Origin of the sequence: Dolichospermum sp. DET69 (genome assembly GCA_017355425.1) — a bacterium.
Lineage (GTDB): Bacteria > Cyanobacteriota > Cyanobacteriia > Cyanobacteriales > Nostocaceae > Dolichospermum.
Genome location: CP070234.1, coordinates 169912 through 185200 on the forward strand (window position 1 = coordinate 169912; position 15289 = coordinate 185200).

At 40.5% G+C, this 15289-nt stretch carries 13 protein-coding genes; 2 read left to right on the forward strand and 11 right to left on the reverse strand.

Annotation, left to right across the window (positions count from 1 at the left end; genetic code table 11):
• Positions 1 to 140: 140 nt before the first annotated feature.
• Both EZY12_27425 and EZY12_27430 read right to left on the reverse strand, forming a co-directional pair.
• Positions 141 to 3131, reverse strand: coding sequence for a Tn3 family transposase (locus EZY12_27425; GenBank protein ID QSX70925.1), 2991 nt, complete (start codon positions 3129 to 3131; stop codon positions 141 to 143).
• Between the two features lie 265 nt (positions 3132 to 3396).
• The gene (locus EZY12_27430) at positions 3397 to 4305 is read right to left on the reverse strand and encodes a tyrosine-type recombinase/integrase (GenBank protein QSX70926.1); all 909 of its coding nucleotides are present in this window, start codon (positions 4303 to 4305) and stop codon (positions 3397 to 3399) included.
• Between the two features lie 77 nt (positions 4306 to 4382).
• On the opposite strand from EZY12_27430, the gene EZY12_27435 reads away from it, so the two are divergent.
• A complete protein-coding gene (locus EZY12_27435; protein QSX70927.1) occupies positions 4383 to 4841 on the forward strand; it encodes a zinc ribbon domain-containing protein in 459 nt (152 codons plus the stop codon).
• 42 nt (positions 4842 to 4883) lie between these two features.
• Here EZY12_27435 and EZY12_27440 read toward each other — a convergent pair whose 3' ends face one another.
• From EZY12_27440 to EZY12_27480, 9 genes are all read right to left on the reverse strand, one after another.
• On the reverse strand, positions 4884 to 6050 hold the full coding sequence (locus EZY12_27440) for a PQQ-dependent sugar dehydrogenase (GenBank protein QSX70928.1): 1167 nt from the start codon (positions 6048 to 6050) through the stop codon (positions 4884 to 4886).
• Positions 6051 to 6296: 246 nt separating this feature from the next.
• On the reverse strand, positions 6297 to 6677 hold the full coding sequence (locus EZY12_27445; protein ID QSX70929.1) for a hypothetical protein: 381 nt from the start codon (positions 6675 to 6677) through the stop codon (positions 6297 to 6299).
• Between the two features lie 137 nt (positions 6678 to 6814).
• Complete coding sequence (locus EZY12_27450; GenBank protein QSX71026.1) at positions 6815 to 7222, reverse strand: hypothetical protein; 408 nt, start codon at positions 7220 to 7222, stop codon at positions 6815 to 6817.
• A gap of 850 nt (positions 7223 to 8072) precedes the next feature.
• Positions 8073 to 9617: a reverse transcriptase N-terminal domain-containing protein gene (locus EZY12_27455; protein ID QSX70930.1), complete on the reverse strand. Its 1545-nt coding sequence runs from the start codon at positions 9615 to 9617 to the stop codon at positions 8073 to 8075.
• Between the two features lie 607 nt (positions 9618 to 10224).
• Positions 10225 to 10512 (reverse strand): hypothetical protein, encoded by a 288-nt coding sequence (locus tag EZY12_27460; protein QSX71027.1) that lies wholly within the window; start codon positions 10510 to 10512, stop codon positions 10225 to 10227.
• An 87-nt stretch (positions 10513 to 10599) separates the two neighbouring features.
• Entirely contained in the window at positions 10600 to 11541 is a 942-nt protein-coding gene (locus EZY12_27465; GenBank protein ID QSX70931.1) for a ParM/StbA family protein, read from the reverse strand.
• A 577-nt stretch (positions 11542 to 12118) separates the two neighbouring features.
• Complete coding sequence (locus tag EZY12_27470; GenBank protein ID QSX70932.1) at positions 12119 to 13042, reverse strand: ParB/RepB/Spo0J family partition protein; 924 nt, start codon at positions 13040 to 13042, stop codon at positions 12119 to 12121.
• Positions 13032 to 13664: an AAA family ATPase gene (locus EZY12_27475; GenBank protein ID QSX70933.1), complete on the reverse strand. Its 633-nt coding sequence runs from the start codon at positions 13662 to 13664 to the stop codon at positions 13032 to 13034. The genes EZY12_27470 and EZY12_27475 overlap by 11 nt, the downstream gene beginning before the upstream one ends.
• A 288-nt stretch (positions 13665 to 13952) precedes the next feature.
• Entirely contained in the window at positions 13953 to 14171 is a 219-nt protein-coding gene (locus tag EZY12_27480) for a CopG family transcriptional regulator (GenBank protein QSX70934.1), read from the reverse strand.
• 132 nt (positions 14172 to 14303) lie between these two features.
• Here EZY12_27480 and EZY12_27485 point away from each other — a divergent pair, with 132 nt between their 5' ends.
• Positions 14304 to 15179, forward strand: coding sequence for a hypothetical protein (locus EZY12_27485; protein QSX70935.1), 876 nt, complete (start codon positions 14304 to 14306; stop codon positions 15177 to 15179).
• Positions 15180 to 15289: the final 110 nt, after the last annotated feature.

The following is a 15289-nucleotide window of genomic DNA, read 5'->3' on the forward strand; positions in this document are numbered from 1 at the left end:
AGCTAGGTAAGTATATGTTCTAATGGCATAAAAGTAGTATTTTCATCTGTTTCACCGACTTCGTATAAAGTTTCTCTACCTGGTATTGAGCCGAGATACGTGTAAAAACCTGCAAGATGGTCTGGAAACGCTTACTGTGTCTACATTTCAAAGATTTCTGGAGGGAGATTAATCGCCGCCTCCAAAGGTTGAGGAATATTATGTAAATTCACCACATAATCACCGTATCTTTTGATATGTCTTGTAATATAAGGACTCAAAGCAGCAAGGTATCGCATAGGAATCACCTCACCCTGTGACATCAACGTTTGAATCGCCAAAGACATATCCACCGTATTCTGCAAAATAACCGCACTGGCAACCAAATCCAGATACTTTAACCGCTTTTCCTGCTCAATCGGATCATTCTCAGTAATCATCCCTTGCTTACCAAAAAATACCCAATCCAGAAAACCATTGTACATTTCCACAACATTTGTTACCGCCGTAATTTCCCGTCTCAAAGTAACATTAGAAATATAATCCAGCAGAAACATAGTTCGCACCACCTTACCCAACTCTTGAAAAGCTTGATAAAGACGATTTTTCCGACTGTAGCTCCCCAACTTACGTAACAACGTCGAAGGCATCACCTTACCAGCCTTAATTGACAGCACCACTCGCATCATGTCATACCAGTGAATCTGAATTAAACTCCAATTGACCACACCCTTAAACAGCGGTTCAATATGCTGATAGCTCACATCCGTACCAGGACGCACAAAACTAAGATCCTGCCAATTACGGATACGTGGCATCAACTTAATACCCAGAAGATAGGAAATAGCAAACACAGGTCCAGATTGACCTTGAGTATCTGCGTGTAACGTATCCGGCTGAATATCCGAAAGATTTTTCAACAACCCATCCAAAATATAAACCGCTTCCCAAACCCCACAAGTAATAAAATGAGTAAACAAAGCAATGTATTTATCAGAGACATGATGATAGGCAATACCACCGTAACCACCGTAACGGATATGATATTCACTGTGTAAATTATTTTCGTATATCTCAAACTTACTACCATCCGCCGCCGCCTTTTTCCCTGTCCCCCAACAAGAAGGTAAGCTAAAACGGTTATAAGCATTAATAATATCCCGAATTGCCGCTTCAATCTTGGCAGCACTAACATGGCGACGGTTAGTATAAGAAATCTCATGGGCAGTCACCATACCCCCCGAATGACGAGCCATTTGATTAGGTCCAAGATTGCAACCGTAACCAAAAGTAGTAAAAATATAACGTTCCCCAGGGTCAGATATTTTCGCTTCACTTCCCGACATTAAACCAAAATGTCTAGTCCAATTCAACCAATGCTCAACATTGCATAATATGTCTAAAATACTCCGTTCCGGCATCAGCGCCCGGATTTTTGACTCCAATAAATCCACCTCTGGAGGTTGGGTAAATGATGGCGGTTTCTTTAACACAGGGTTGCCTTCCTTATTAATTGTAAATTGTTTATCGACAGCACAAATATTATCTACTTTCTCAGCAACTTGTGTTAAACATAAGCGTAAATGTTCGACAAAATCCGTTGGATTAGCCGGAAAACCAATTAAGTCACAGTAATCTTTTATTAACGGTTCACACTCATCAGGACTTAATAATTGTTCGCGGAAATCCGCGTAGCTTTCCGACCCCACAACACAGGCATCTCCAGTTTTAAATTCAGTCGCCAGATTGTGAAAGATGCAAATTTCTAATTGCTGACGTACCAAAACCTCAGTGCCATCAATTTCTACTACAACTAGCGCCCGCCAGTTATTACTAATAAAGTCCAAATCAATATCAAAAGGTAAATATTTAGAGCGTTTGTGTTCATGATCCAACACAAATTGCAAAGCTTCAATAACTGATTCATCCGCAGAAGTAGAGAGAATATCTAGAGAACGCACTAAACTAAACAGTGCTTTGCGGTTGGCAGCATAAAACCGCCACATTAATGGTAAATAGTTATTGGTATTGTACGCCGCAATTTCATCTAATTTTTGCATCAGCAATTCTGCCCCACCATGTTCATCCAAAATTAACTGCACCTGTTCTCCAAATACAGCATTATCCTGGGTTTCCTTGGCTTGTTTGGATGCTTGTAATACTTGTCCCAATGTTGCTAACAACTCTGATGTTTCTGTCAGATGTTTATCCCGGAGTTCCTGCAATCGCAGTTTGGCATTATTTTGAATCTTCAGAATACGTTTAATAAACATCTCAACCAGATAATCACGAGTTTTTACCTGTGCTTCGTACAATAGACATAATAGCAATGTCCGCCGTTTGGGTAAATTAATATCTTGAAGTTCCCTGATATCTAAAGTTCTAGCATAAGCAGCAAAATGTCTAACTTTGGTAGGGGTAATATTTTCTAGTAATCGCTTGGCATCTCCAAAAGTCATGAGCATATCAAACTTATTTTGCAGGAGTTTCATCCCATTTAGTTTGGCACTTTTAGGTGGTGCTTTTAATAAATTCAGGGTGGCATTTTCATCATCCTCATCCTCCTTGTTTATCACCACGAGTAATTGGTCTAAATAAATTTGTTCGGTAGTTGAAAGTCCTTGAGAACAAAGTGCAAATAACCGATTATTGACCATTGACCGAATGTGGCGAATTAATCGGTCAAGGGTGCTAAATGCTGGTAATTCGTATCGTTCTTTAACTAATTCTTCAATTGCGACATTGATTAAATCAGCAGGGTGGTCTTTAATTTGGGCAGCTTCTGCAACTATTGTGGCTATTAATCTTTGACCTGTTTTATCATATTGTTTGACCCCTAAATACTCCCGAATAATATTTTTATAGGTATGACGTTGGCGTTCGGAGGGTATTGCTTTTACTGAGTCTTGTAACTTTAAACACGACCGTAAATGTTTAATTACTGCAATTGGGATCTGTTCAGGATGAGGGAAATATCCCAGACGTTGAAAGGATTTGAGCATCACCATTAACCGTAGTAATCCTTCATGGTTCTTGGTTTTAGACTTGACAAACTTGATTTCTATCAGTGTTGGAGTGTAAAGTTCTGCCAGTTCTTTGGGGTCAGGAAATTGTTTAAATTTGGGGTAAGCGGTACGGTTAATTGAAGCCATTCAAGTAATATTTAAAACATATAAAAAAATCGGGGGAAAAATCCACGCGCAAATCTATATTCAACAAGGCTTTTATCTAAAAACCCGGTTAGAAATCAAATACGAGTCTCATATAATACTAAGATTACCCAAAATGGTTTTATCCCTCACTCTCCTACCAAAGAGTATTTTATATTCTTTTGGGTAGAAATTAACAATGCCGATAAAAATGCTGTTTTTTAGCTCAAAAAGTTGTCAATAATTATGAATTATCTGGTGACTCAGTTCAGCTTTGTAGTTCTGGATTAATCAGCATATTTAAGGCATGACGGGCGGCTGATTCGGCTTTTTGGGAGGTAACTTTCTGGTAGCGTAATGTGGTTTGAATGCTTTCATGTCCCATGAGTGAACGTAATTCTTCTATGCTGATTAATCCTACTCGTTCTGTAGCATAAGTATGGCGTAAATCATGAATGCGTACCCCGGTTAATTCGGGATTTGTATTGGTAATTTCTCGCCAATAATCATGCAATGTATGATAGCTAATTCTACTGACTTTGAGGGTAACTGGATGTTGTGCTGTGAACAATGCGTTAATATTTTGATGTCGTGTGTGTTGGAAATATTTATTTAGTGATTGGGCGGCATCATTGCTATAAAAGCACCACCTTTGTTTGTTGCCTTTTCCCAATACCTGAAATTTCTGATTTTTGATGTCTATGTCTGATAAATTCAGGGCTAAAAGCTCTCCTATTCGGCATCCTGTGCGATGCAATAGATGAATTATTGCTGACAGCCGCAGGTTATCTTTGGTTGCTGTATAGAGGATATTTAGCTGGTCTGATGTTAGATATCTTATAGGAGTATCACTTTTATGTTCACCTTTTTCTCGTTGTGGGGGACGCTGTTTTAATCCCTGAATTGGGTTGATTTTTATATAATCTTGTTGGACGGCAAAGTTAAATAGACTTTGCAGTATTGCTTGATGCTTGTGGTGGGTTGTGTATTTTAAATGTGAGAGACTATCTAGATACTCGATTAATGTTTGCTTACTGATTATTTCGATTGGCCAACTTCCATACTTTGCCAGGAAGTTTAAGAGGGTTAGTTCGTAGGTTTTTATGGTACTGGGTGCTACTCCAGTCCGTTCTAGAAATTTGACGGCAACGGTGGCTAATGTGACAGCTTGCTTCACGGAAATTTGTGTGTTTTTAGCAAGGTTATTTATTCCTAAATTATATATCTTTTAGGGAGAAATATTGGCAGCGTTTTATGGATACTTTTAAAACTCCAAAACCAAGAGAATCTCTGTCCGACTATGTTTTGCGGATGAGAAAGGAACTCAATTTAACTCAGTTTGAGGTGGCGAATGCGGCTGGTATTCATTCTCGTTCTGTGGGGAAGATTGAACGGGGATTGACAAGGAAACTCAGCCATAAAACTCTTGGCGGACTTGCTTTAGCTTTATCTGTGCCTGTTGAGTATTTGCAGGCTGTTGTCAGGGGGGAAGAGGTTGTGGCAATGGCAGCAATTAAGTTTTGCCCCCAATGTTGGAATCCTGGTGGTGCTGTAGATTCGATGTGGGGAAATGTTCGGGCTAGGTTTTGTTATCTATGCGGTACGCAATTACGGTCTAGTTGTACTAATTGTGGTGAGTTGGTGGTGTCGTTGAGGTATAAGTTTTGTCCTCTGTGTGGAAAACCTTATAAGGATGGGGGTGAAAATTGTTGAAAGCTAGACACAGTAGGCGTTTCCAGACCATCTTGCAGGTTTTTACACGTATCTCGGCTCAATACCACCATCTGGACCCATAATTGCTTCTCGCAGCCGTCCATATTGACCTTGCAAATACACCTCATGACGCTCAACTTGTTGGGGAGACTGGGGGTTGAAAACAACGCGCTGCAAATGTTGAGAACGAAGAGTGGCAATTATTAAGCTCCCTTTCCATTCAGAAATAGAATTGCCAGTATAAATTACTGCCCCACCAGGAGGTAAAGCTTCACGCCAAACAATTGACGGAGTAACCATTCCTTTCTTTGATTCACAACGGTAGATAGTAGGCCAGCCCAGATTGTCTCCTGCTTTTGCTAAACTGAGTTCATCGTGACCTCTTCTTCCCAAATCCCCACTAGGTCCGTGATCTGTCACCCATAGTGTCGATTTATCCAGCCAATCAAACCCCTGAGTGTTGCGAATCCCAGTTATATAGACAGGATTCTTACTAAACGGATTGTCTTGGGGTACTTGTCCGTCAGGTGTCACACGCAGGATTTTACCAGCAAGGCTATTAACATCCTGGGAACTTTGCGGTTCTCTGGCATCACCTGTGCCAATGTAAAGCATTCCATCTGGTCCAAAGCGAATGCGACCACCGTTATGAAATTGTGCTACGGGAATATTATCAACAATTACTTTATCCGGGGAAGCACTCAGTCCATTCTCAGATAGTCGCCATCTTTCCACACGATTAACCTGTGATCCATTTCGATCAGCAGTGTAGTAAATGTAAAAAAATCGGTTGTTAGCAAAGTTAGGATGAGTGGCAATACCCAATAAACCATCTTCACCGCTTTCTGTGACATTGATAGTAGCTACTGGTTGGGAAATAAGTTTACCATTCCGCACGAGGCGGACTCGTCCCGGTCGTTCGGTAACTAACATATCTCTATTTGGCAGAAAAGCTATTCCCCAAGGAACTTCTAAACCTGTTACGACTTCTTCTACCCGCAGTTTTACCTGTCCTTGGGAACCGAAGCCATTTTCTACTAAAGTACAGGCTTGATTTTTAGTAGCAGTTTGTTGGCTGACTTGTTGGGCTGTTTCTGTTTGTTGATTATTAGTGTTTGCGGACTCAGTTGTTGCTAAGTTGCAAGCTGAAATTCCTACTAAAACCATGCCGAAAAGTAATTTTGCTGCCAGAGTTTTTGTCTGTTTCATGATTTGGCAATGGCGTGTTCTTTTGTTTGACCATAACATTGCCAATTCTGTCTGGTATCATCCAAAGACGATGACATCTGGCAAATGTACTGTCCATTGTCTGGAGGCTATACTGTGATTGTAATACTTCCAGTAGTGTCATTGTTAACTTCCATCATAATATTAAATGTGCTTAAAAGGGGAAGTTTTAAACCGTTCGGCTGACGCTCACGGCGGAAGCCTTGAATGAAACGAAACAATTATCAATTAATCAAAGATTTCTGGTCTTTCAATCATGAACCATTCATGATACAAAATTGCTAGAAAGAAGTTTTCATTTTTTAGACGGTCACAAACTGTCATAAAGCCAGAAAAGAAGGGATCATCTTCATAGGTGGTATCCGATAAAAATAGCGTGAGTGATTTTTTATCTTCAGCCCAAATAGAACGGATTACGGAAATATTGGGGTGATGAGATTTATCTATAGGTAATAATACTGGATATCCATCAATTTCCATAAATTCCGGTTCGCTATATTGCAAAACAGATGACCAATCTTCTGGTCCTTCATGTTTTTCAATAATCCTATCCCACCTCACCAGTTTGATTTTTTCTAAAGTTTCAGGTGATAAATCTGATAATTTCATATTTTTTCCCCAACTAAAAACTGAAACTTATCGCTGTTACACAAAAATGTCTGGAAATCAATCAACTGCTCAATCAGATATGATAAGTGTATCTCTGATGAGCAGTAAAATTCGCCAATAGAAATAATTTCAGCAAATTATTTTTTCTCAGCGCAACCTATTCGCACTGTCCTACCCAAAATTAAAGTTGCTGTGTAGGGATATTTTTTATCTGACATACCATCGCTACAGAAGCCATTAGCTTTCTGAATCATCAGCATATTATCTGCTCCACCACGTAAGCGATAAACTCTAAGCACATCTAAAGGCCGTCCGTCTGCTGCTTGGGGATTTACATAAGGAAAGGTTTGTTTTCTAATTTTATCTGCCACCCAGGAATAAACGATACCTTTTTGGCTAACATTTATATTCCAAAATGGTTCATTACCTACTACGTTAAATTCTTCTACTCGGCTGCTGGCAATATGATTTTGTGCCGATTTAATTGCAACATTTGCTGTTGCGCTGGCAGTAGCTGGGGTTAGGGATATACTGGCTAATCCCATACATAATATTTTTAAACACAACAGCTTGTTCATGAATTTTCTACCTGGATTGGGTATCTACAACACGATTAACTAATATATTGAGCGCGATAAGTAATACACCTATTTAGGTGTCAAATAATTAAACAAAAGGAGATCCCTAATTTCCTAATACAACAGAAAAAAAGTCAATGATGTATAATTTGCTAACTTTAACATTTATGATTCTGGAAAAAAGTCTAGTAGTGGTCTGTCAAGCTAAAAATTGTGAATTTGAGGGAAAATGGAGGGGCTATTCACTGTAAATCTCAGCAGATATCCTAATAACTGATTATGCTTAAGACCTATATTGTCCGGTTAAGTCAAGAAGAACGGCAGTATCTACAAAATTTGGTATCCACCAGAACAGAGTGCTGAATTTGTATCTAACGTGGGGGATAATATCGAGCTACGAAGTATTGATTTAAGTTTTCCCATTGAGTCGGTTTATGAGGATATTGTTTTTGAGGAATTAGGATAAATCGCTAGTATTTCTAAGCTGTGACGCAGCTAAAAGAACTCCACAAAAAAGATGAACTGCTTGCAGCAGCGCTAGTTCCCTCCGGGACGCACTCGCGTTCGCTATCCAATTTTACCAAATCAAAACGACTTTTCCTCCCCATGCTCCCTGCTAGAAAGCCCCCTGCCTACAAAGTTTTATATTGCTATTGCTCGAAAAGCTTAATTTGGCGTTACTTATGGCTCATGTTATGGTTCACAATTTGGATTATGGTTCAAGTCACATAGGTAGAGTCGAGGGCGGGTATTATCCCGCGCCCCTCTCTGTTAAATCTGGGCGTGCAGCTTTCACTGCACCCAGCTTCCGATGTTCTTAGCTTTCGTTTTTGCTCATGTGAATATAATCGTGGCAGCTTTCATGAATTGCTAGAAGGTTGTTTGGTTTCCAATTGTTATGATTGGCATCAACATGATGTAAGTGTACCTTCTCATCATTGAGCATTTTAAGACCACAATGACCACATTTATGGCTTTGCCGTTTGAGGGCTTTAGAGGTATTGTTGTTATAGAGCTTGCTGTTACGTTCGCTCCAATAACTTAAATCTCCGTCATAAGGTGATTTCTCACCTTTGACATTGATGTGTTTGTTTTCGGAGTAAGGGACTGCTGGAAACGCCTTATCTAGTAATTGCTTACTGGTATAGCGATTCTGTTTAGTTTCCTTGTTGAATACCCTAAATGCTCTGTTTTGGATGTGAAATAACGAGTTTCTTGACCCGTCCATCTTGCAGAAGCGGTGGTAATTCCTCCAGCCTCTAACTACAGGGGCTAATTTCTCAGCCTTTGTGGTAGCACCATAATTCGAGTTGTTGACGATGTATTTTACTTTCTTGCGAAAAGATTTAAAATTGTCCACTGATGGAGCGCATCTAAACTTCCCGTTTTTCTGGACTAAAAAGTTCCAGCCGAGGAAATCAAACCCATCTGTCGCGGCGGTTAGCTTTGTCTTTTTCTCGCTGACTTTCATTCCCCGCTCTGCTAAAAACTGACTGATTTTGTCAAGTATTTCTGTGGCATCGTCTTGAGGTCTGAGTATTATCACCATGTCATCCGCGTATCGGATTGTTGGTTCTATTACTTTACTTCCGGCATCTTTATATCTGTGGATGCTTTCAATGCCGTTTAAAGCGATGTTAGCTAGTAGTGGACTTACCACTCCGCCTTGAGGCGTTCCCTGTTCAGGAAATTCTGGGTTGACTCCGGCTTTGAGACATCGGAAAATACCTTGTCTTATGCTCTTGGGAGCTATGAGTCTATCCATGATGGCGGTGTGGTTTATCCTATCAAAGCATTTTTCGATATCGAGTTCTATAACCCTTTTATCTATTCCATTTCGCGCAGAGCATAGGTTTATGAACAGGATTTTCTGTGCGTCATGCGCTGAACGTCCCGTCCTAAACCCGTAGCTCCTAGCATGGAAGGTTGCCTCGTGCGCTGGTTCTAATGCGTATTTGACAAGGCATTGGTAAGCTCTGTCTGCAATAGTAGGGATTTTCAGCATCCTCATCGTACCGTCCTTTTTGGGGATGGGTATTTCTCTTAGTTCCTGGTGTTTCCAGTTGCTAACGGATGCTTTTAGCAGTTCATTAAGCTCAAAGCGTTCCTTAAAGGTAAGGGACTTTTTGCCATCAATTCCTGCGGTCTTTTTACCAGCGTTTAGCTGTGTTACTTGACGGATAGCCATTAATCTCGCTGCGGTTGATTTCAGAATCAGCTTTTGTAGGGACTTAGCTTTGCGCTTGTCTCCAACTTGAACCGCTTTGTACACTCGTTTTTGTAGGCGGAATAAGTTACGGCGGAATTTCTTCCAGGGTAAGGTCTTCCAAGATTCACTAGAGTTGTCTCTGTGTCCAATCATGCTCTGCTCCAGTTTGTGTATTCTGAACACCTCAGACCAATTACGGTCTGTCCTACCCGGATTGAGGGAATTCCGCTGCTCGTCCAGCCTACTTGTAGGGTTCGACCGCCCTTAGACCCTCAATCCGTTTTTATTCGTTCCCTCGGTTGATTATTAGTTCCGTTAGGTGTAGCCATTTCAACCACTGGAATCCCTGGACTCGTACCGCTATGGGACTAAGATGCGGCGGGAATTAACTCCAATGAGGTCGGGTTTTTTGTATTGTGTCCCGCCTCTCGATAAGTTGCTTTTCCAGGCTCTGTTTCACCGTGGGAACTCCCCATTAACGCCAGTGTCACCCCACAACGGATGTCTGATTGCGTCCTGTTCCTAGCTTCGACCTCCCGAAGCCGAGTCGGGTCATCGTAGGCAGATAGGGAGTCATACCTGAGTCTGGCAGATGGGACTTGCACCCATATCAGACCGAGAGTTCAACCTTCTTCTATTGCTAGATTGGGTTGGTTAGCTTATGTACGGGCTGGATACCGTGATTCAGCTAACAACGAATCGCACGAGTCCTTCTAGTAAGGCTTTTGGGCAAAAAAGCAAATGCGTAACAGCTTAATAGTTACAAATCAAAATCAAGAGTAAATGTTTCGCCATCAACATCTTTGGGATTTTCTGGTAATGATGGAGTTGAAGGGGGCTGGTCTTGTTGACTTGGGTTTGTAGCAATCGGGGTGAAAGCTGGGGTATGTGTAACTATTTGTTGCATTGGGAATGCCCCCTTTTTGAAAGCAAAATAGCAATCAATAATAAAGTAAAGCGTCTCTAAGTAACTTTTATCTAGTTGCTGTGATTCGGCAAATATACGTTCTCGGTAGCTATCTTTAATCCGAACTTTTTCCGGTGTCATTGGCTTCGTTCCCATTCAAATTGGTTGATTCAAAATTCGCGCATTATTACCCCTCAAACTCAAGCCAGGGGCAGTCAATCAGCAGGACTACAGATTTTTGTTGATCATGGCTTTTGCCATCTCTAGTAATCCACAGGCATTAGCTTCTACGGGATTGTCCAGAATTTGAAACCCGTTCTTCTCCAATAACTTCTTAAATCCAGGTAACAAACAGCCACCACCAATTGCCCAAATTTCATCCCCTTGGTGCTTGGCATCTAGTGTCAGGCTTACGGGTTTCTTTAAGAATTTTTCATACCAATCTTTCAAACAATTGGTGTAGATATCTTTGATGTCAATGTCACGACTGTACTTGGTATGTCCCCTTTCCAAACAAAATCGAATCTGGGAGGTGTTGCCGATTTTCCCTCCGTTGAGACGTTTCATTTTTTCGGCAATGTCTTCGATGAGAACTTCTACACCTGCGGGGTAGGGAGTATGAACTTCTCGCTTTCCCTGGTTGTAACGAGAATAAAGTGTGGTTCCATTCCCAAAATCTAGGACAGTGAGCTTGGGTGGAAGTTGATGTCCAAACAATGCACCCATCCCCTCTGGGACAACTTTAATTATTTCTAGGGTGACATCTGATTTTTTGCCCGCAAGTATTGGTTGATATTCTCCGTTGAGTGCTTGTTTTAAATCTTTTGCCAGTCCTATGTCATGTAAGCTGACGACTAATTTTAAATGCCAAGCTTTACGATGTGGCAAATGTGCTAATCCACCAAATAACATCAACAGCGCATTTTTAATTTTGTTTTCGTTGTGGTCCGTATTGCGGTCAAAATGATAACCTGTACGAAAAGCAGATTCTCCCACGGTGTAAGCTGCACCATCTAAAACGATTCTTCCTGGTACATCTTCCATCTCTGCTGTAGAAATATAACTGGGGATACGAACGACTTCAAATCCATCGACGAAAAGTTTCAGACTACCGTAACCGTTATCGAATCCTGCTGGAAAGATTTTTTGCAAGGCGTGAATGTTAGACATGGGGGTCAAGTGGGATACAAAAAAAGGGTGGCACAAAAATACCCTAAGTATCTCCTATATATACCCTAGATAGGGGCTAAAAGTTTAATTATTTTCAATTTTCGCGTTAGGGTATATTTATCCCACAAGTAACCCCTATATATACCCCAAATTATTTTATTTTAGCAATATAGACCCTATATAACCCCTATGCAGGTTATAAGCAGGTTATACATAGGGGTCAAAGGAAATAAATACAAGTCTCTAATCTCTTTTTGGGGTATATATAACCCCTATAAAACACCTAAATATACCCTAAATTAATTTTAGTTAGTAATTTTACGAACGTATAATATTGCGTGCGAATAGCAATGGAACCAAAATATACGTTAACGACTGATTCATGTGATAACAATAAAATTTATACCTTTTTCAAGGTCTCATTTTCATAGTAAATTCAGGCTTTCAGGTTTTTTTCTGTGATAAAAATTGTTATTACCGGAAAAGTTATATTTTAATGCAACGACTCAAAATCAATGACAGCAAGGATTTTTGGCTTAACATACACTCCTGTTCTCATGCTACTCACGGGCGAACATCAATCTTCTTCTAGTAAATTTTCCATTTGAAATAACAGTTTTTCTAATTGTTTTTGCTTTTGGGGATTGGATAAAACCTTTGTTTTTTGCACTCGTCCCAAAATGGATGTAATGCGCTGTTTGAGAGGATTTGAGGTATCCTGGCTAGGTTTAGTTTCGTTAAGACTACGGATACGTTCTTTAATTTGAGTTAGTGATAATCGACTAGCGATCGCTTCTGCTAGTAAACTTTGGCGTAACTGTTCATTCTTCACCCGTGCAATGGCATTGGCCTTGGTGTACTCAATTTTCCCGGAACGCAGCGCCTCTAAAATATCTATAGGTAGTTTTAGTAAAGGTAGACGATTACTCACAAAAGACTCCCACCCCATCAACCCTAAATCAGTAAATATCGCCTTAATTGCTTCAGATTCTGGTTGACTAATAACGTTATTAGTCAATCGGGAAACATCATTCAACATCCGATAAAGCAAGGCTGTGACTTCATTTGGAGTTGATTCTAATCGCAGTGACAGTAGCTGCAAAATACCTTCAGTTTCTTCTACTGGATTCAGGTCTTCCCGTTGGAGATTTTCTACTAGGGCAATGGTAAAAGCTTCAGAATCAGTTAATGTGCGGATGGTAACAGGAACTTCTAATAATCCCACAGCTTGCGCTGCCCGATAGCGTCTTTCTCCGGCTACTAATTCATACTGCCCTGGTTGACTTAAAATTGGTCGAATGAGCAGATTTTCTAAAATGCCATGCTCTTTCACAGATTGAATGAGTTGCTCCATCTTGAGCGGATCAAAATAGCGCCGGGGCTGTTGAGAGGGCAGACTAATAGCAGATAAAGCCACCGTTGCTGTTGGCAGTGGTGAATCTTTTGTTGGCTCAGTGCTTTCATATAAAAAATCTTTGAGTTCCCGCCTTTTACTTGACATTCAGCACCTCCAAGGCTTCTTGAAAAAGTGCCTCATAATCACTTGCGGCTTCGGTTGCGGCTTTGCCTGACATTTGAAATACAGTACACCCCTGACCAGGGGCATCAGCGATACACTGTTTTTGATAGATAGCAGTTTTTAGTAAATGGGTTCCTGTGGCAATCAGAGCTTCTCTAGCTTCTCTCTCTAAGACTGTACCTTTGGTGGCTCGGCTCAAAAATAAAGCAGCTTTTGGATAACCAGAGCGCAATTCAGTCGCGTGTTTGATAAAACGCAAAATTTTATGACTGCTGTGTAAATCTAAGCCAGAAGGTTGGCAGGGAACTAAAGCAATATCACAACGAGCCAGTATTGCTTTAGTAGTTTCAGAAAGTGAACCAGGAGCATCAATCACCAAGGCTGAATACTGGATAGCTAAGTCAGGAATTTTTTCAAACAACTCTTCTGGGTCTTGAATGACTTGGTAAACCAGACCTAAAGATTTAGCCCAGACGGAACTACTTTGTTGGGCATCGGCATCAACCATTAGTGTTTTTTGGCGTTGACTAAACCAATAGGCCAGATGAACAGCCGCAGTTGATTTGCCTACGCCACCTTTTTGATTTGTAAAGGCAATAATCATAAAAATATATGGTAGGGGTCACTCGATTTTGGATTGACGTTAGCGCAGCGCGTATTTTGGACTTCGACTTCGCTCAGTCGAACGATTTTGGATTAACTCCACTCTAAAGTGTAGAAGCTCGAAGAAAATGGATTTGGGATTGACGTTAGCGAAGCATACGCAGCGCGGCGAGTATTTTTCTGCACTGAAGGACGGGGCTTTTACCAAATTTTTTTAATCTAAAATTGCCAGTAAATATAGCGAGAGGTAAAAGTCCTCAAAACGAACAGGACGATTATATCAATTCTATTAACTTAGTTTAGTTGTTTGTTTAGCAACCAAATATTGCTCAATCGCTTCACGAATCAAATCAGGTACTGTGCATTTTTCTAGATCAGCCAGATTTTTCAGATGCTGTTTCATCTGTGGATGCATCAATACTTTCACTTGTTCTGAAAGTGGCTCGTCTCTGCCATAGTCAAAGCGATACTTGATTCCAAAATCGGGATTACCACCAGGTCTCGCCATTAGTTGCACACTTATAACGACAATCTCAATTATATCGCAATTAGCATCAGACAAATACTTCTAAGCCAGATACTTTAATTGCGTGGTACTACGTTATAATTATGAAAATAACTAACCAGGAACGCAAGTGATATGGTTAATGCGCCGCTTGACAAGACTACCACTGTTATCAGTGAGAATTTGGCTGTTGATGCTAAAAATGGTGATGCTGTTAATACTACGATAGCAATATTTACTACTAAAGAACTAACTAAAGAAGAAGAGGGCGATCGCTTCCGGTTAGAGCGTCAAGTAGAGAGGGCGTTCTCCGAAGCTGGAAAAGCCTTGAGACAATTGAGAGACAGAAAACTATATCGCAACTCCCACAAAACTTTTGACGAATACTGCAAAGACAGGTTTAGCTATAACCGTTCCCGTTCCTACCAACTTATTGACGCAGCTAGTGTTGTGGACAACCTAGAAGAATGTCCACAAATTGTGGACATTTTGCCAACAGCAGAAGGACAAGTGCGACCATTGACAAAATTAGAAGCAGAGGAACAAGTTAGATGTTGGCAAGAAGCAGTAGAGGCGGCAGGTGGTAAAGTACCATCAGGACGCATTGTTAAAAGTATTGTGGACAAATTACAGGAGCAACCGAATTTACCTAACACCCACTATTTAGGGCAAGTGTGTGAAATTCTCCCTAAAGATGATTTAGAACTCAAGGGCAAAAACGGTTGTTGGGGAATTATTACTCATGTCGGCAATTTTAGCTACACAATTATTACATGGGATGGAGAGTATCTAGTGAAGATGGAAAACCTGAAGCCGTTGGATTATTCTGAGAGTGATAGCCAATATATGCAGCAATTGTGTCAACGTCTTGTCAGATTGCATCGAATGAGGAATATTGATGATGCTGTTATTTGGCTACTAGCTGGTTTAAGTAAACGATATCAACCATGTTTGACACCACTGCAAGAAAAGTTACTAACTATTGCTGAAGAAGAGTGTGGACTGATCTAATGTCATTCCTTCTAATCCCAAAATAATGTAGTGTTTCGTAGTCAAAAGTAGGAATAAGCATCTTTGCTGTGGAGTTTTTTAAAATCAGTTAGTTTCCCACCGATTCTTTT